This window comes from Methylobacterium tarhaniae (assembly GCF_001043955.1).
Lineage (GTDB): Bacteria > Pseudomonadota > Alphaproteobacteria > Rhizobiales > Beijerinckiaceae > Methylobacterium > Methylobacterium tarhaniae.
Map to the genome: position 1 here is coordinate 36,773 of NZ_LABZ01000032.1, position 15,930 is coordinate 52,702.

At 72.4% G+C, this 15,930-nt stretch carries 15 protein-coding genes; 6 read left to right on the forward strand and 9 right to left on the reverse strand.

Going from position 1 to position 15,930, the window contains the following annotated elements; genetic code table 11:
* The first annotated feature begins 179 nt into the window (after positions 1 to 179).
* Together VQ03_RS33670 and VQ03_RS33675 are read left to right on the forward strand one after the other, a co-directional pair.
* A complete protein-coding gene (locus tag VQ03_RS33670) occupies positions 180 to 965 on the forward strand; it encodes a class I SAM-dependent methyltransferase (RefSeq protein WP_053078420.1) in 786 nt (261 codons plus the stop codon).
* Positions 966 to 1,063: 98 nt separating this feature from the next.
* Entirely contained in the window at positions 1,064 to 2,008 is a 945-nt protein-coding gene (locus VQ03_RS33675; RefSeq protein ID WP_053078421.1) for an alginate O-acetyltransferase AlgX-related protein, read from the forward strand.
* On the opposite strand, the gene purU is transcribed toward VQ03_RS33675, so the two are convergent.
* The 3 genes from purU to VQ03_RS05905 form a co-directional block, all read right to left on the reverse strand.
* The gene (gene purU / locus VQ03_RS05895) at positions 1,998 to 2,861 is read right to left on the reverse strand and encodes a formyltetrahydrofolate deformylase (protein ID WP_048449936.1); all 864 of its coding nucleotides are present in this window, start codon (positions 2,859 to 2,861) and stop codon (positions 1,998 to 2,000) included. The genes VQ03_RS33675 and purU overlap by 11 nt on opposite strands.
* 61 nt (positions 2,862 to 2,922) lie before the next feature.
* On the reverse strand, positions 2,923 to 3,567 hold the full coding sequence (locus VQ03_RS05900) for a class I SAM-dependent methyltransferase (RefSeq protein ID WP_048449937.1): 645 nt from the start codon (positions 3,565 to 3,567) through the stop codon (positions 2,923 to 2,925).
* Positions 3,564 to 5,432 (reverse strand): ABC-F family ATP-binding cassette domain-containing protein, encoded by a 1,869-nt coding sequence (locus VQ03_RS05905; protein WP_048449938.1) that lies wholly within the window; start codon positions 5,430 to 5,432, stop codon positions 3,564 to 3,566. The genes VQ03_RS05900 and VQ03_RS05905 overlap by 4 nt, the downstream gene beginning before the upstream one ends.
* Positions 5,433 to 5,583: 151 nt before the next feature.
* Here VQ03_RS05905 and VQ03_RS05910 point away from each other — a divergent pair, with 151 nt between their 5' ends.
* Both VQ03_RS05910 and VQ03_RS05915 read left to right on the forward strand, forming a co-directional pair.
* Positions 5,584 to 6,927 (forward strand): nucleotide sugar dehydrogenase, encoded by a 1,344-nt coding sequence (locus tag VQ03_RS05910; RefSeq protein ID WP_048449939.1) that lies wholly within the window; start codon positions 5,584 to 5,586, stop codon positions 6,925 to 6,927.
* 128 nt (positions 6,928 to 7,055) lie between these two features.
* The gene (locus tag VQ03_RS05915) at positions 7,056 to 7,742 is read left to right on the forward strand and encodes a Crp/Fnr family transcriptional regulator (RefSeq protein ID WP_048449940.1); all 687 of its coding nucleotides are present in this window, start codon (positions 7,056 to 7,058) and stop codon (positions 7,740 to 7,742) included.
* Between the two features lie 75 nt (positions 7,743 to 7,817).
* On the opposite strand, the gene VQ03_RS05920 is transcribed toward VQ03_RS05915, so the two are convergent.
* The 4 genes from VQ03_RS05920 to VQ03_RS05935 form a co-directional block, all read right to left on the reverse strand.
* Complete coding sequence (locus tag VQ03_RS05920; protein WP_048449941.1) at positions 7,818 to 9,035, reverse strand: CoA transferase; 1,218 nt, start codon at positions 9,033 to 9,035, stop codon at positions 7,818 to 7,820.
* 163 nt (positions 9,036 to 9,198) lie between these two features.
* Positions 9,199 to 10,425, reverse strand: coding sequence for a Zn-dependent hydrolase (locus tag VQ03_RS05925; RefSeq protein ID WP_048449942.1), 1,227 nt, complete (start codon positions 10,423 to 10,425; stop codon positions 9,199 to 9,201).
* 12 nt (positions 10,426 to 10,437) lie between these two features.
* Entirely contained in the window at positions 10,438 to 11,619 is a 1,182-nt protein-coding gene (locus tag VQ03_RS05930; RefSeq protein ID WP_048449943.1) for an amidohydrolase, read from the reverse strand.
* Entirely contained in the window at positions 11,616 to 12,692 is a 1,077-nt protein-coding gene (locus VQ03_RS05935) for a pyridoxal-phosphate dependent enzyme (RefSeq protein ID WP_048449944.1), read from the reverse strand. The genes VQ03_RS05930 and VQ03_RS05935 overlap by 4 nt, the downstream gene beginning before the upstream one ends.
* 84 nt (positions 12,693 to 12,776) lie before the next feature.
* Between VQ03_RS05935 and VQ03_RS05940 the strand changes: the two genes are divergently transcribed.
* Together VQ03_RS05940 and VQ03_RS05945 are read left to right on the forward strand one after the other, a co-directional pair.
* Positions 12,777 to 13,232 (forward strand): Lrp/AsnC family transcriptional regulator, encoded by a 456-nt coding sequence (locus tag VQ03_RS05940; RefSeq protein ID WP_048449945.1) that lies wholly within the window; start codon positions 12,777 to 12,779, stop codon positions 13,230 to 13,232.
* Between the two features lie 20 nt (positions 13,233 to 13,252).
* Entirely contained in the window at positions 13,253 to 14,170 is a 918-nt protein-coding gene (locus VQ03_RS05945; protein WP_245291981.1) for a Rossmann-fold NAD(P)-binding domain-containing protein, read from the forward strand.
* A 32-nt stretch (positions 14,171 to 14,202) separates the two neighbouring features.
* Here the strand turns inward: VQ03_RS05945 and VQ03_RS31605 are convergent, their stop codons facing one another.
* On the reverse strand, positions 14,203 to 14,940 hold the full coding sequence (locus tag VQ03_RS31605) for an RDD family protein (RefSeq protein WP_083467804.1): 738 nt from the start codon (positions 14,938 to 14,940) through the stop codon (positions 14,203 to 14,205).
* Between the two features lie 244 nt (positions 14,941 to 15,184).
* Complete coding sequence (locus VQ03_RS05950) at positions 15,185 to 15,817, reverse strand: TetR/AcrR family transcriptional regulator (RefSeq protein WP_048449964.1); 633 nt, start codon at positions 15,815 to 15,817, stop codon at positions 15,185 to 15,187.
* Positions 15,818 to 15,930: the final 113 nt, after the last annotated feature.

The window sequence follows — 15,930 nt, forward strand, 5'->3', positions numbered from 1 at the left end:
CGGGTCGCCGTCCGTGCGGCGCCCGCACGGATCGGCTTCTAAGGGACGTTCGATCCCCGGGGCTTACCCCGACGGGGCGGGCGGCGCCAGCGCGGGGGAACGGGTGGCCGGCTCCCGCGGTTTGCCGCTGCGGGGGGCGCCATGGTACCTGCCCGAGCCGCATCGACGCCTGGACGGACATGCCCGACCGCGATCCCGCTGGCGCGGGCCCCTCCGAGGATCTACACTTCACGCATGCGATCGACATCCCGGGCCACGGCACGGTCCGCGGGGAGATCGACCTGCGCGGCGCCTTCGCCTCCTGCCTCGCCGGCGTCCCGCTGCACGGCAAGCGGGTCCTCGACGTGGGGGCGCTCAGCGGCTTCACCAGCTTCGCCCTGGAGGCGCTCGGCGCCGAGGTGGTGTCCTACGACCGGGCGGGGGGCCGGCACTGGGACCTCGTGCCGTTCTGCACCGGCGCGCCCGCCCCGCAGCTCGTGTCCCTGCTCGACGCGCACCAGGCCCGGATCTCCCGCGCCTACCGGTTCTCCCACGCGGCTTTCGGCTCCCGAGCCGAGCGGATCGAGGGCGACCTCTACAGCATCCCCGCGGCGATCGGCCCGGTCGACGCCGCCCTGATCGGATCGCTTCCTCATCTGCGCGATCCGCTCCGGGCGCTGCACGGCGCCCTGCGCCTCGTCCAGGAGACCGCGGTGATCGTCGGCCTGCTGCCACGGCCTTCGTGGCTCGCGCGGCTCGACGACCTGCGCGGGGACGCGCCGCTGGCGTTCCTGCCCCGGACCAGCCGCACCCACCCGTCCGGGCCCTTGTGGCGGATCCCGCCGCGGACGGTCGTGCGCTGGCTCCGGATCCTCGGCTTCGGCGAGACGCGGATCGCGTATCGTCGCTGTCCGTCCGGCGACCGGACCGGCACGCTCTACGCGGTGGTCGGGCGCCGGACGCAGGCGAACCGCAGCGAGGTCTGATACCCCACGCCTTCGATCGGGCGCGGCGCCGATGCGCCGGACGCCTCGCCATCGCGGCGTCGATGGCAAGGCGCGATGACACGAACCGGGAGGAGGCGATGTTCCATATCGGGCAGGACGGCTGGCTTTTCCTGACCACCGGCACCAACCGCGCGGCGGATCTCTACGCGAATTCCCGCCTGGTCTGGCGCATGCTCCGAAGCTGGCGCCGGCTGCTGCTGGCGCGGGCGGCGAAGGCCGGGCGGCTCGGCGCCCGCTACCTGCACCTGTCCGCTCCCGAGAAGCTGAGCGTCTACGACCACAAGTTCTTCGGCGACGGCCCGGTCCGGGCGGCGCGCTCGCCGGCGGGGCGGCTGGGATGGGCCTTGAGCCTCTCGGCGGCGGGGCGCGGCCTGTGGGTCGACGCCCTCACGCCGCTGCGCCGCCAACGCGACGAGGCGGACCTGTATTACCGGACCGACACGCACTGGACCTCGCACGGCACCTTCGTCGCCTATCGTGCCGTCTGCGACGCCTGCGGCGCCGCGCCGATCGCGGACCTGCTGTCGACCCGCCCGACCCGCAGCGACACGCGGCTCATGGATCTCGGCGAGAAGCTGCAATTCCCCGTCCGGGAGGTCTGCACCGACCACCAGATCCCGCTCCGGGCGCGGATCGTGGAGCGCGGCCGGCTCTACGCCCTGGCCGAGCGTCGTCCGGGCCTCGTCGTCCATACCGGCGTCCACGTCGCCTATCGGAACGACGATCCGGCGGCGGATCCGCGCATGCTGGTGCTGTTCGGGTCGTCCTATTCCAGCTACGGCCCCGTCGGCCTGACCAGCATGCTGGCCGAGACCTTCCGCTGCGTGCACTTCGTCTGGTCGGCCGCGGTCGACTGGGCCCTCGTCGCCCGCCTGGCCCCCGACATCGTCCTGACCGAATCCGCCGAGCGCTTCATGACGCGGCTGCCCGACGACGACGGATTCGATTTCGAGCGCTGCCAGGACGAGGCCATCGCCCGGATCCTGGCGGAGAATCCGGGGCTCGCGGCAATCAGTCCGTGAACACCACCGTCTTGCGGCCGTTGGCGATCACCCGGTCCTCCAGCACGTAGCGGACGGCGCGGGCCAGCACCCGGCGCTCGATGTCGCGGCCCTTGCGCACGAGGTCGTCGGGGGTGTCGCGGTGCGAGATGCGCTCCACGTCCTGCTCGATGATCGGCCCCTCGTCGAGGTCGCCGGTGACGAGGTGCGAGGTGGCGCCGATCAGCTTCACGCCGCGCTCATGCGCCTGGTGGTAGGGCCGGGCGCCCTTGAAGCCGGGCAGGAACGAGTGGTGGATGTTGATGCAGCGGCCCGCGAGCTTCCGCGAGAGGTCGTCCGACAGGATCTGCATGTAGCGGGCGAGCACCACGAGTTCCGCCCCGGTCTCCTCGACGAGGCGCCACAGGGTGGCCTCCTGCTGCGGCTTGGTCTCGGGCGTGATCGGCAGGTGGTGGAACGGGACGCCGGCGAGGTCGGCCGCGCCGTAGATCTCGCGCGGGTAGTTCGAGACCACGGCGCAGATGTCCATCGGCAGCTCGCCGATGCGCCAGCGGTAGAGGAGGTCGTTGAGGCAATGGTCGAAGCGGGAGACGAGCAGCATCACGCGCCGCCGCTCGGCCCGGTCGCGCAAGGTCCAGTCCATGCCGAACCGCGCCGCGACCGCCTCGAAGCCCGCGGCCAGCGCGTCCCGCCCCGATGCGCCCTGCACGGGGTTGAACACGATGCGCATGAAGAAGCGGCCGGTCTCGACGTCGTCGAATTGCTGCGCGTCGAGGATGTTGCAGCCGGCCTCGAACAGGTAGGCCGACACGCCGGCCACGATCCCCGGGACGTTGGTGCAGGAGAGGGAGAGGACGTAGGAGGGGGTGGTCATGGCGGACTCGGATGGGATGCGGGACTTCAGACGATGCCGGCCCCCGCCCTAGGCGATCGCCTCAGTCGCGTGAAGCCCCTATGCCCGCTTCCCCTGCGCCCGCTTCCCTGACGAAGGCGATCCGGTCCCAGGTCACGCCGGGACGGCCGAGCTGGGCATCCTCGTCCGTCCGGCACAGGATGCAGCGCAAGCCGTGCTCCCGCGCTAGGTCGATCGTCTCGGCCGCGGACACGTCGAACATCCGGCGCCCGGGCGGCACCGGACCGTGGCGCAGCGACAGCGCCATCACGCCGCCGACCCGCAGCAGGGCGGCGAGGCGCGGCATGGCGCGGCGGCGCTCGGCCTCGTCGAGATGCATCCAGACGGCAGTGAGCATCACGACGTCGAAGGCCTCGCCGTGCCCGGCGAAGGCGGCGAGGTCCGGCAACCCGTCATCCCGCCAGTCGATCCGCGGGGACGGGTGCAAGGCGGCCGCCCGCCGCCGCAGCTCGGCCGTCGGCTCCACGGCGGTGACGCGGTAGCCGAGGGCGGCGAAGCCCGCCGCATCGCGCCCGGTCCCGGCACCGATATCGAGGACGTGCGCCGGCGGAGGGGGCAGGAGCGGCAGGATCGCCGCGTGGATCTCGGAGAAGGCGATGCTCTCGTATTGCGAGACCAGCGCCTCGGCCTCGGCAGCGTAGCCCGCATTGCTGCTCGCGCCCGTCACCCCTCCGCCTCCAGTTCCCCGCTCACCATCAGCCACTCCTCCTCGGCGCTGCCCAGAGCCGAGGCGGCCTCGGCGCGCATGCGGGCGAGCTCGCCGGCCTTGGCGGCGTCGGTGCGGAAGGCGGTGCCGTCGGCGAGCGCCGCGTCGATCTTGGCGATGGCGGCCGAGAGCTTGGCCATCCGCGCCTCCACCGCCTCGAGCTTGCGGCGCAACGGCGCCAGGGCCGCCCGGCGCTCGGCGTTGGAGCGGCGCTCGACCGCCTTCATCCCGCCGGTGGATTCCTGGGTCTTCGCGGTGTCCGTCTCCGGGCCGGCGAGCACGAGGCGGCGGTAATCGTCCATGTCGCCGTCGAAGGGCTTCACGGTGCCGTTGCGGACGAGCCACAGCCGGTCGGCGCAGGCCTCGACCAGGAAGCGGTCGTGGCTCACCAGGATCACCGCGCCCTCGTAGTCGTTGATCGCCTCGACGAGGGCTTGGCGGCTCTCGATGTCGAGGTGGTTGGTCGGCTCGTCGAGGATCAGCAGGTGCGGGCCGTTGAAGGCGGAAAGCCCCATCAGGAGCCTGGCCTTCTCGCCGCCGGAGAGCTGCGAGACCGGGGTGTCGGCCTTGTGGCCGGGGAATCCGAGGCGCGCCGCCGCCGCCCGCGCCTTCGCCTCCGGCACGTCCGGCATCAGGTCGCGGACATGGGCGTAGGCGCTCTCGGCCGGGCGCAACTCGTCGAGCTGGTGCTGGGCGAAATAGGCGACGTTCATCTTGCCCCAGCGCCGCACCTCGCCCGAGAGCGGCTCGAGCCGCCCGCCGATGAGCTTGCAGAAGGTCGACTTGCCGTTGCCGTTGGCGCCGAGCAACGCCACCCGGTCGTCGGGGGCGAGCGTCAGGTTGAGGCCCGTCAGCACCGTGCGATCGGGATAGCCGGCCTGGACCCGCTCCATCGCGACGAGCGGCGGCGAGAGGGCGCGCTCCGGGCTCGGCAGGTGGATCACCGGCACGTCGTCCTCGATGAGCGCCGCGATCGGCTCCATCTTGGCCAGCCGCTTCATCCGCGACTGGGCCTGGCGCGCCTTGGTCGCCTTGGCCTTGAAGCGGTCGACGAAGCTCTGGAGATGGGCGCGCTCGGCCTCCTGCTTGACGCGGGCCTTGGCCTGGAGCGTCCGCTTCTCGGCGAGCTGGCGGGCAAACGAGGTGTAGCCGCCGCGATAGAGCGTGAGCTTGCCGCGATCGAGGTGGAGGATGTGGTCGACCGAGGTGTCGAGGAGATCCCGGTCGTGGCTGATGATCAGCGCGGTGCGGGGATAGCGCTCCAGGTAGTCGTAGAGCCAGAGCGTGCCCTCGATGTCGAGGTAGTTGGTCGGCTCGTCGAGGAGCAGCAGGTCCGGCTCGGAGAACAGCACCGCGGCGAGCGCGACCCGCATCCGCCAGCCGCCGGAGAAGTCGGAGCAGGGCCTAGCTTGAGCCTCCGCGTCGAAGCCGAGGCCGTGCAGGATCGCGGCGGCCCGGGCCGGGGCCGAATGGGCGTCGATGTCGACGAGCCGCGTCTCGATCTCGGCCCGGCGCAAGCCGTCCGCGGTCTCGGCCTCCTGCATGAGGCGCGTGCGCTCGGTGTCGGCGGCGAGCACCACCGCGTGCAGGGTCTCAGGGCCGGCCGGCGCCTCCTGCGCCACCCCGCCGATCCGGGTGCCCTTCGGCAGGCCGATCGTACCGCCCTCGGTGGGGATTTCGCCCTGGATGATCCGGAACAGGGTGGTCTTGCCGGCGCCGTTGCGCCCGACGATCCCGACCCGCGCCCGCTCGGGCAGGGCGAAGCCGGCTTGGTCGAGGATCAGGCGGTCGCCGATCCGGTAGGTGAGGTCGTTCACGCGGAGCATGGCCGCGTTGTGGGGGCGGCGGGCACCGGAGGCAAGGGGTGGGAGGCGAGAGGTGGATCGGCGAGGGGAGGTTCGGTGAGAGGCCCCGTGTTGACAGCGCGGGCCCCCGCACCGTGTAAGCGGAACCACGACCGACGAGCCCGGACCCGCGATGACGCTTCCCTCCGAGACCTTGGGCCAGCTCCTCTCCGAGCGCCGGGCCCTGATCGGCATCGTCGGCCTCGGCTATGTCGGGCTGCCCCTGGCGCTCGCCGCGCTCCGGGCCGGCTTCCCGGTGCTCGGCTTCGACGTCGATCCCGGCCGGGTCGCGGCCTTGAACCGGGGCGAGGGGGCGTTCCACCACATCCCGGGGGACGCCCTCGGCCCGGCGCTCGCCGCCGGCACCTTCGCGGCCACCGGCGACATGGCGCGGCTGGCGGAGCCCGACGCGGTGCTGATCTGCGTGCCGACGCCGCTCACCCGCCACCGCGAGCCGGACCTGTCCTACGTCGAGGCCACGGCCCGCGCCATCGCCGCCGCCCTGCGTCCGGGCCAGATCGTGGTGCTCGAATCCACCACCTATCCGGGCACCACCGACGAGGTGATGCGGCCGATCCTGGAGGCCGGAGGCCTGCGCTCGGGCACCGACTTCTTCCTCGCCTACTCGCCGGAGCGCGAGGATCCGGGCAACGGCGAGTTCGACACCGCCCGCATCCCCAAGGTGGTCGGAGCGGACGACGACGACGCCCGCAGGCTGGCGGAGGCACTCTACGGCGCCTTGGTGGTGCGCACCGTGCCGGTCTCCTCGGCGGCGGCGGCGGAAGCCGTGAAGCTCACCGAGAACATCTTCCGGTCGGTCAACATCGCCCTCGTGAACGAGCTGAAGCTCGTCTACGACGCGATGGGGATCGACGTGTGGGAAGTGATCCAGGCGGCGGCCACCAAGCCGTTCGGCTTCATGCCGTTCCAGCCCGGGCCGGGCTTAGGCGGCCACTGCATCCCGATCGACCCGTTCTACCTCGCCTGGAAGGCGCGGGAATTCGACGTGCCGGCCCGCTTCGTGGAACTGGCCGGCGAGGTCAACACGCGCATGCCCTACCACGTGGTCGAGCGCCTGGCGGCGGCCGTGGACCGGACCGGCCGCGCCTTCTCGGGCGCGACGGTGCTGGTGCTGGGGCTGGCCTACAAGCGCAACGTCGAGGACACCCGCGAGAGCCCGGCCCTGAAGCTGATCCGGCTGATCGAGGGGCGAGGGGCGACGGCCCTCTACCACGACCCCCTGGTGCCGGTCCTGCCGGCGACCCGGGAGCATCCGGAACTCGCCGGGCGGCGCTCGGAGCCCCTGACCCGCGAGACCCTGCGGGCCGTCGACGCGGTGCTGATCGCCACCGACCATGACGGCGTCGATTACGCGCTGGTGGCGGCGCAGGCCCGGCTGGTCGTCGATACCCGCAACGTGATGGCCCGGCACGGGCTGGGGCTTGGACTAACAGGTGCGACGATCGTGAAGGCGTAAACGCCGAGAAAACGGCGCACCGGTCGGCCCATAACCCGGTTGTGAGGTCGTCGCGCCCTGGCGAGCGGAGCCGCACCGGGCTAAGAACGCGGGGCAGCGCCGCGCATCCGCGGGTTCGAGGGCAGCAGATGGGTCGGCTCGCAGTTTTTCCGTTCTTCAAGGACGCGGGCATCGACCTGACTTCGTACGAATCACGCTGCATCTGGCGGCGGTTCGACGCGAACGAGATCCTGGTCGACTTCGACGACGCCTCGACCGACGTCTACCTGCTCGCCTCCGGCGAGGTGCGGATCCTCAACCGGACGCAATCGGGCAAGGAGGTGATCCTGGGCGAGATGCGGGCCGGCGAGTTCTTCGGCGAGCTGGCCGCCATCGACGGGGTCAGCCGCTCGGCCAACGTCACGGCGCTCACCCGGGGCGAGCTCTGCGTGGTGCCGGCGGCGGTCTTCCGCGAGATCGTGTTCGCCGCGCCCCCGATCGCCGACCGGCTGCTGCGCCTCCTCGCCAAACGGGTGCGGATGCTCAACGCCCGGCTGATGGAGCACGCGGTCCTCGACCTGCGCCACCGCCTCTACGCCGAGCTCCTGCGCCTGTCCGCGCCGCGGCCCGGCACCGACGGCGAGCGCGCGGTGAGCCCGCCCCCCTACCACCACGTGCTCGCCGCCCGCATCGGCTGCCGCCGCGAGCAGGTGACGCGGGAATTCACCGTGATGGCCCAGGAGGGCCTCGTCGACCGCACGCGCGGCGCGCTCATCCTGCGCCGGCCGGACATCCTGGAGGCCCGGGTGGCGGAGGCGCTGCGGGAGGACGCGTGAGCGCCTGCCCGCGGCGAATGTCCGACGACGCGGATACCGGTTCACGGCCTCCGGAGCGATCCGGCAGCGCCGCGGTCACGGGCGTGGCCCGGCCACCACCCCGTCGTCGTGCAGGTGGGCAACCTCCGCGTCGCTGTAGCCGATCTCGGCCAGGATCTCGTCGGTGTTCTCCCCCAGGCTCGGCGCGCGCGCCGGCGGGACGCGCTCCACGTCCGAGAAGACGATGGGGTTGCCGGGGGTCAGGTACGAGCCGATCCCCGGATGCTCCAGGCGGGAGAACATCGGGTTCTCGGTCGAGCAGTCCGGATCCTCCTCGATCACCTGCCGGAAGGAGCGATAGCGGGACCAGGTGACGCTCCCGGCCTGGAAGTCCCCCGCGAAGTCGTCCAGCCGCCGCGCGGCGAAGAAGGGGGCCAGCACCGCCGTGATGCTGTGGCGGTGGCGGTAACGCTCCCCCTCGCGCCGCAGGTCGGCGCCGAGCCGCAGGGCGAGCGCATCCATCTCGGCCTTGGTGCCGGTGGCCGCCTGCAGGTTGTCCCACTGCCGCTGCGTCAGGGCCACCACCATCACCCGCTCGCCGTCGCGGCAGGTGAAATCCTGGGCGTAGGCACCGTAGAGCGCATTGCCGACCTTGGGGCGGTCGACGCCGTTCACCATCACCTCGCCGATGATGCCGAGGTTGCCCAGCATGGCCAGGGCCATGTCCTTGAGCGCGAGCTCGACCACCTGGCCGCGGCCGGTGAGGCGGCGGTGACGTTCCGCCGCGAGGATGCCGAGGGCCGCCTGCTGGCCGGTGATGCAGTCCCAGGCCGGCAGCACGTGCCCGACCGGCTCGGACGAGCCCTCCGGCCCGGTGGCGCCGGGAAAGCCCACCGCGGGGTTGACCGTGTAATCCACCTGCGGTCCGCCGTGGCGGTCGCCGGTGATCGACATCATGATCAGGTCGTCGCGGTGCTTGCGGAGCGCGTCGTAGTCCATCCAGCCGCGCACGCGCAGGTTGGTGAGAAAGATGCCGTTGCCCTCGCCCGGCTGGCAGATGAGGCGGGTCACCACCTCCTGGCCGCGCGGCGTGGACATGTCGACCGCGAGGCTGCGCTTGCCCTTGTTCAACCCTGCCCAGAACAGGCTGCGGCCCTGGTCGGTCACGGGCCAGCGCGCGTGGTCGAGCCCGCCGCGGATGCGGTCGAAGCGGATCACGTCCGCGCCCATCTGCGCGAGCGTCATGCCGGCCAGGGGCGCCGCGACGAAGGCCGACCCCTCGACGATGCGCAGCCCCGCTAAGATCTTGACCATGCGATCCTCCCGGCGCACCGCTGCCAGGCGCGATGCATCTTTATGGGCGTTCTGGCGCCCGAGCTTACGGGAGCGGACGCTGCGGTAAAGGCCGGGGATGATCGCCCGGCCGGGCGCGCGGGTCCGGTCTCGCGGATCGTCGGGGAGTCGCTGGCGCGCCGGGTCAGGCGCCGCTCAGGCCCCACACCACGTCGAGCAGCACGTCGGCGCCGGCCACGAGGTCGGCCTCCTTCGTATGCTCGGCCGGGTTGTGGCTGAGGCCCCCGACGCTCGGCACGAAGATCATCGCGGCGGGGCAGAGCCGGGCCATCATCTGGGCGTCGTGACCGGCGCCCGAGGTCATGCGCCGGACCGAGAGGCCGCGCGCCTGAGCGGCCGCCTCGATCGCCCGGACGAGCCTGGGATCGAAGGTCACCGGATCGAACCGGGCGAGCCGCCGGACCGCGACCGTCACGTCCTCCTCCCGCGCGAGGGCGTCGAGGCGCCCGGCGAGGTCGGCCTCGAAGGCCGCGAGGCGGTCCGCCTCCGGATCGCGCAGGTCGATTGTGAGGGTGGCCCGGGCCGGGATCACGTTGATCGCGTCCGGCTCCAGGCGCAGGCGCCCGACGGTGGCGACGCTGCGGCCGTTGCCGGCGCGCGCCCGCTCGCGCAGCCACGTCACCAGGAGCGCCGCCGCGACGCCGGCATCCCGGCGCAGGGCCATCGGGGTGGTGCCGGCATGGTTGGCCGCGCCCTCGATCGTGACCTCCTGCCACGAGATGCCCTGCAGGTCCTCGACCGCGCCGATCGCGATTCCTTCCCGCTCCAGCACCGGCCCCTGCTCGACATGCAGCTCGACATAGGCGTGCGGCCGCCGGAAGCCCGGCTGCTCGGGGCCGGCATAGCCGATCCGCGCCAGCTCCGTCCCGAGCACGGTGCCGTCGGTGCCGACCGTCGCGAGCGCCGCCTCGATGGGGAGGCCGCCGGCATAGACGAGCGAACCCATCATGTCGGGGGCGTAGCGCACGCCCTCCTCGTTGGTGAAGGCGGCGAGCGCCAGGGGACGCCGCGGCGCCTGTCCCGCCTCCCGCAGGGCCTCGATCACCGCGAGGCCGGCCAGCACCCCGGTGCAGCCGTCATAGGCCCCCGCATCGATCACCGTGTCGATATGCGAGCCCATCATCACCGGCGCCGCGCCGGTGCCGGACGGGTCCCACAGCCCGATCAGGTTGCCGATCCGGTCGACCCGGACGTCGAGCCCGGCCTCGCGCATCCAGCCCGCGACCCTGTCGCGCCCGGCGCCGTCGGCCTCCGACCCGGCGAGGCGGGTCAGCCGGCCCTGCTCGTCGCGGCCGACCTGCGCGAGGGCGGCGAGGCGGCCGAGGAAGCGGGCGGCATCGATCGAGAGCATCGGGGTCGGGCCTCACGCGGGGACGGGCAGGCGGCGGCGGACCAGGGCGACGTGGTACGCCGCGCCGGAGGGCAGGGCGGCATCGTCGAAATCGTAGGTCGGGTTGTGGAGCGGCGCCGAGTCCTCGCCGTTGCCGAGGAAGACGAAGCAGCCGGGCACGTGCGCGAGGAAGCGGGCGAAATCCTCCGACGCGGCGACCGGCGCCCGCGCGACGGCGACGTGCCGATCCCCGAGCGCGGCGGCGGCGGCGGCCAGGGCCTCCTCCGCCAGGGCGGGATCGTTGAGGAGCGGGACGAATTCGCGGGTATAGGCGATGGCGGCCTCGACGCCGTAGGCCCGGGCGGTCCCCTCGGCGATCACCCGCATCTGCCGCTCGATCTCGGCGCTGACCTCCGGCCGGAAGCTGCGCGCGTCGCCGAGGATCCGCGCCTGCCCGGGCAGGGCGTTGCGGGTGCCGTCGGCGATCAGCTCCGTCACCGAGACGACGCCGACCTCCGTCGGGTCGAGGCGGCGCGACACGATCGTCTGCAGCGACAGGACGGTGGCGCAGGCGGCGACCAGGACCTCGCTGCCCGCATGCGGACTGGCGGCGTGGCCGCCGACACCCTCGAGGACGATCTCGAACCCGTCCTCCGCCGCCATGATCGGCCCCGGGCGGGTCTCGAGACGGCCGAGAGCCAGACCGGGCATGGTGTGCAGGCCGTGGATCTCCTCGAAGGGAAACCGCTCCATCAGTCCGTCATCCAGCATCGCGAGGGCGCCGCGGCCCCATTCCTCGGCCGGCTGGAACAGGAACCGCACCGTCCCGTCGAAGCCGCCCTCGGCGGCGAGCTGACGGGCGGCCCCGAGCAGCATCGCCGTGTGGCCGTCATGGCCGCAGGCATGCATGGTGCCGTCGACGCGCGAGCGGTGGGAGTGGGTGCCCTGCTCACGGATGCGCAGGGCGTCCATGTCGGCGCGCAGCGCGATGACCCGGGTGCCGCTGCCGCGCCGGAGCGTGCCGACCACGCCGGTGCCGCCGATCCCCTCGGCGACATCGAGGCCGAATTCCCGCAGCTTTCCCGCCACGAAGGCGCTGGTGCGCCGCTCCTCGAAGCCGAATTCGGGATGGGCGTGGAGGTCGCGCCGCCAGGCGACCATGTCCTGCACGAGGGCGGGCGGGCAAGCGGAAGGCGGGAGAGCGGAACCGGTCATCGTGGCAGCACCTCCGGATCGCCCCCGGGCAGGGCCCCCTCGGTGACGAGGACGAGGAGGCGGCTGTCCCGGTCGAGCCGCAACGCCCCGGCCCGGACCGGGTCCGCCAGCACCGCCAGGGCGCCGGCGAGGCCCGCGGCGCCCGACGGCGTCGTCGCGGGGCCCCCCGCCTCGGCGAGGACCTGCGGCGCCTGCATCAGCTCGGCCTCGGTGACGGTCGCGACCCGGGCGCCGTGGCGCCGCAGGACCGCCAAGGCCGGGGCGCTGGCCTCGCCGCAGGACAGCATCTCGGCCGCCGTGTGGAGGTCGCCCGGTACGCGGATGGGCCGGCCGGCGGCCAGCGCCGGGGCGAGGCAGGCCGCCCGCTCGGGCTCCACCGCCACGACGAGGCCCGGCGGGCTGAGCCAGCCGGCCAGGCCCTCGGCCATCGCGGCGGCGAGGCCGCCGACGCCGGCCTGCACGAAGAGGTGGGTCGGGCGGGCGTCGCCCTCGATCTGGTCGCGGATCTCCGCCGCCATCACGCCGTAGCCGGCCATGACGTCGCGCACGATTCCGTCGTCGGGATCGTCGGTGGTGTCGGCGACGAGCAGGCCGGCGCCCGACCGGGCCGCGGCCGCCGCGGCCTCGACCGCGTCGTCGTAGGTGCCGGCGATCCGGACGATCTCGGCCCCCTCCTCGACGATGCGCCGCGCCCGCACCGGCGGCACGCCCGCATGCAGGAAGACCCGCGCCGGCGCACCGGCGAACCGCGCCGCCGCGGCCACCGCCAGGCCGTGATTGCCGTCGCTGGCGCAGAGCAGGGCCGGCTGCCCGGACGGCCGGGCCGCCAGCAGCGCGGGAAGGTCCAGCCCGGCGGCGCGGGCGAGCGCCGTCAGGCCCGCATAGGTGCCTCCCAGCGACTTGAAGCTGCCGAGCCGGCGGCGCCCCTCGTCCTTGGCGAGCACCTGCGCGACGCCGAGCCGCCGCGCCAGGGCCGGCAGCGGGAGGAGGGGCGTCGGCGCGTAGGCCGGGTCGAGCGCCCGCAGGGTGGCGGCGATGACCGGAACGGGCTGGGAGCGGGCGGATTGCGTCATGACCGTAAGCGTGCCGGATCCGCGCGACTGTTGGCGCCGAAACGGTGCTAACCTGCGGCGGTTTCCGCCATTCCCGAGCGATCCATGCCGGAAAGCGCCACCCTCGACCGGTTCGACCGCGCCCTGCTCGCCGAGGTCCAGGCCGACAACCTGACGCCGGCGCGGGTCCTGGCCGAGCGGGTCGGCCTGTCCGAGAGCGCGGTTTTGCGCCGCCTGCGGCGGCTGCGGCAGGAGGGCGTCATCGTCGCCGACGTGGCGGTGGTCCATCCGGCGGTGCTCGGCACGCCGCTCTGCCTGCACGTGCTGGTCTCGCTGGAGCGCGAGACCTCCGACCGGCTCGACGCCTTCGTGCGCGGCTTGCGCCTGCGGCCCGAGGTCCGGGCGGCGTGGTACGTCACCGGCGAGGCCGATTTCGTGATCGAGCTGCGCCTCGGCTCGATGGCGGATTACGAGGCCTTCACCCGGGCGGTGTTCCACGACGACCCGAACGTGAAGGCCTTCCGCACGCTGGTGGCGATGCGGCAGGTGATCGGGACGTGACGGGATCGGGGGCGCGACGCATGCGGTTGCCGGTGCTCGGCGGCACGCAGTTCCTCGGACGGGCGATCGCGGCGCACGCGGTGGAGCTCGGCCATGCCGTGACCTGCGCCGCGCGGGGGCTGTCGGGCTCAGGCCCGCCCGGCGCCCGCTTCGTCGCGATCGACCGCGACCGGGTGGACGGGCTCAACGCCCTCGGGCGGGAGACGTTCGATGCGGCCGTGGACGTGGCGCGGGAGCCGGGCCGGGTTCGGCGGGCGCTGGCGGCGCTCGACGGCCGGGTTGGGCACTGGACCTTCGTGTCGACGACGAGCGTCTATGCCGACACGCAGACGCCGGGGCAGCGGGCGGACACGGCGCCGCTCCTCGCACCGGCGGAGGACGGCCCCTACGGCGCCGCCAAGGTCGCCTGCGAGCGGGCCTTCGGCGGATCCGCCCTGATCGGCCGGGCGGGCCTGATCGTCGGCCCGGGCGACCCGACCGGGCGCTTCGCCTCCTGGATGACAGGCTCGCCCGGGGCGGCGAGGTGCTGGCGCCGGCCGCGCCCGAGGATCCGGTCCAGCTCATCGACGGGCGCGACCTCGCGGGCTGGATCGTGCGCGGCGGAGCGCGGTCTGACCGGCCTGTTCGACGCGGTCGCGCCGGCCTGCACGCGGCGGGCCTTCCTCGCAGCTTGCGCGGCCGCGCTCGGGTCGTCCTCCACCCTGGTCTGGGCCGACCAAGACTTCCTCGACCGCCACGGGGTCGGGCGCGAATCCGGGCCGTACTCCCTGCCGCTTCCGCTGCCCGACACGATCGGTGACGCGTCGCGCGACGTTTCAGCGACGCTCGCGGCGGGACTGACCCTGCGGCCGCTGGAGGAGTCCGGCGGCCCGGTCACGGGGCTGACGGCGGACAAGGAAAAAGCGCTCCTCGCCGCGTGGCAGGCGGAGCGGGGCTAGGTTCCTACCGGGGGGCCATGTCCGGTCCAACGCTATGGCACGGTACGTCGTACCACCGTGGCTGCGGCGACATCGTAGAACGCGTCTCTCCCTCGGATGATCGCGATAAGCGCCCATATGATAGCCACTCCGGACAGAGCGCTGCTACCGATCACGATCGGGACGAACGGCCCTTCGAGGAGAGCAAAGCCTGGAAAGAGGCCGCCGTAAATACTTGACAACCACACCGGGACGCTCGGTAGGGCAAAAACGAGATACCGCACATACAGCGCCGCACGCGGCGGCGGATCGAATTCAGTTCCGGAAGGCTTCAGGACACGTATTCCGCACAAGCGTCGCCCCGGACTACCCCGCTGTCCATCGAACAACAACCGCATCAGAACAAAGAGTGGGACGAACAACAGATCGAGAGACAGACCCCGAATGGGCAAACCCTGATCGTCAGCAAGAACCGTAACCGATAATGTTTTGGTCGTGCTTCCTTCGCGCGTCGATCGCCCTACCGTGATCGTGTGAGCCGTATTGAAACCCAGGATACTCCAGCGGCAATCCGTTGCGAAATTGGCGCCGAAGTCGATAGGGATCGGAATGCCGGGTGGCGGCGCCGGCAGCTTTCGGCAGGAAATGTGTTCGATGCCCGATGAGGCTTGAATGCGAGCGTTCGAGAGCGGAAAAGCTATGACCGCTACGCATTGCAGTGCGAGGCCGACGATCAAACCATCGAGGACGAAGGCGGCAGCACGTCGCCAGAAGCCCGCACGTTCCGGCATGATTCTCGATCGGTTGGAATGGCACGACGCTGGGTCAGCATAGCGTCCGAACCATCTCGCCTTCAACCGCTATGTTTGCGAAGAGCGGTTGGTCGAACACGAGCGTGCCTGGCAACCGGCCGACACCCGAAGCAGGCGGTGGGTTGATAGAAGCGGTGGATCAGGGAGTCCGCCGCCCTGCGAACTCGACCGTCCGCTTTCCACCGGAAAACAGCCCTCCGACGACATGACGGGTGGTTCGCCCCTACCGCCCCTCCGGCCCGTAGCCCGCCAGGAACACCCGCACCGCTTCCGCGACCCAGTAGGTCGTCTCGGCCTCGGTCGGCGGGGCGCCGACGGCGAAGAGCAGGCGCCGCATCGTGGTGGCGGCGCAGAGGTCGAAGAAGTGGCGGGCGGCGAGGTCGGTGTCCATCGGGCGCAGGCGGCCGGCGGCGACCTGGGCGTCGAGATAGGCGCGCAGGCGCGTGCGGCCGAGCAGGGGACCGGCCTCGTAGAAGGCCCGGCCGAAGCGCGGAAACTTCTCCGCCGCGCCGATCACCATCCGCACCGAGGCGACGTGGTCGGGCCGCACCATCGCCTCCATCAGGCTGGTGCCGAGGCGGCGCAGCACGGCGGCGATATCGGGGTCGTCGTGATCGAGGCGGCAGATGTTCTCGGCGAGGCTCCGCTTCTCCTCGACTGTCAGCGCCTCGAACAGCGCCTCCTTGCTCTCGAAATACACGTAGAGCGTGCCCTTCGAGACGCCCGCTGCCTTGGCGATCGCCCCCATGCTGGCGCCGTCGAAGCCGCTGGCGAGGAAGACCTCGCGGGCCCCGTCCAGGATCTGGCGGCGCTTCTCGGTGTCGGCGGGGGGAGGGCTTACGGGAGCGTCGCTCATCATCGGGGCCAAGCGGGATCGAGAGCCAATGTGGGGGGCAGGGCAGCGCGGATCAATCGGACCTGCGATCGGGTTTGTGCGGCGCACACAGGGTCGATTGACCGAACGGTTCG

What these genes read in the sequence shown, in the direction of transcription:
- VQ03_RS31605 (WP_083467804.1), bottom strand. Translation starts at nt 14,940, where the DNA reads ATGCCGGAACGTGCGGGCTTCTGGCGACGTGCTGCCGCCTTCGTCCTC.
- VQ03_RS33670 (WP_053078420.1), top strand. Translation starts at nt 180, where the DNA reads ATGCCCGACCGCGATCCCGCTGGCGCGGGCCCCTCCGAGGATCTACAC.
- VQ03_RS05925 (WP_048449942.1), bottom strand. Translation starts at nt 10,425, where the DNA reads ATGCTCTCGATCGATGCCGCCCGCTTCCTCGGCCGCCTCGCCGCCCTC.
- VQ03_RS05940 (WP_048449945.1), top strand. Translation starts at nt 12,777, where the DNA reads ATGCCGGAAAGCGCCACCCTCGACCGGTTCGACCGCGCCCTGCTCGCC.
- VQ03_RS05950 (WP_048449964.1), bottom strand. Translation starts at nt 15,817, where the DNA reads ATGAGCGACGCTCCCGTAAGCCCTCCCCCCGCCGACACCGAGAAGCGC.
- VQ03_RS05920 (WP_048449941.1), bottom strand. Translation starts at nt 9,035, where the DNA reads ATGGTCAAGATCTTAGCGGGGCTGCGCATCGTCGAGGGGTCGGCCTTC.
- VQ03_RS05935 (WP_048449944.1), bottom strand. Translation starts at nt 12,692, where the DNA reads ATGACGCAATCCGCCCGCTCCCAGCCCGTTCCGGTCATCGCCGCCACC.
- VQ03_RS05905 (WP_048449938.1), bottom strand. Translation starts at nt 5,432, where the DNA reads ATGCTCCGCGTGAACGACCTCACCTACCGGATCGGCGACCGCCTGATC.
- VQ03_RS05910 (WP_048449939.1), top strand. Translation starts at nt 5,584, where the DNA reads ATGACGCTTCCCTCCGAGACCTTGGGCCAGCTCCTCTCCGAGCGCCGG.
- purU (WP_048449936.1), bottom strand. Translation starts at nt 2,861, where the DNA reads ATGACCACCCCCTCCTACGTCCTCTCCCTCTCCTGCACCAACGTCCCG.
- VQ03_RS05915 (WP_048449940.1), top strand. Translation starts at nt 7,056, where the DNA reads ATGGGTCGGCTCGCAGTTTTTCCGTTCTTCAAGGACGCGGGCATCGAC.
- VQ03_RS05930 (WP_048449943.1), bottom strand. Translation starts at nt 11,619, where the DNA reads ATGACCGGTTCCGCTCTCCCGCCTTCCGCTTGCCCGCCCGCCCTCGTG.
- VQ03_RS33675 (WP_053078421.1), top strand. Translation starts at nt 1,064, where the DNA reads ATGTTCCATATCGGGCAGGACGGCTGGCTTTTCCTGACCACCGGCACC.
- VQ03_RS05945 (WP_245291981.1), top strand. Translation starts at nt 13,253, where the DNA reads ATGCGGTTGCCGGTGCTCGGCGGCACGCAGTTCCTCGGACGGGCGATC.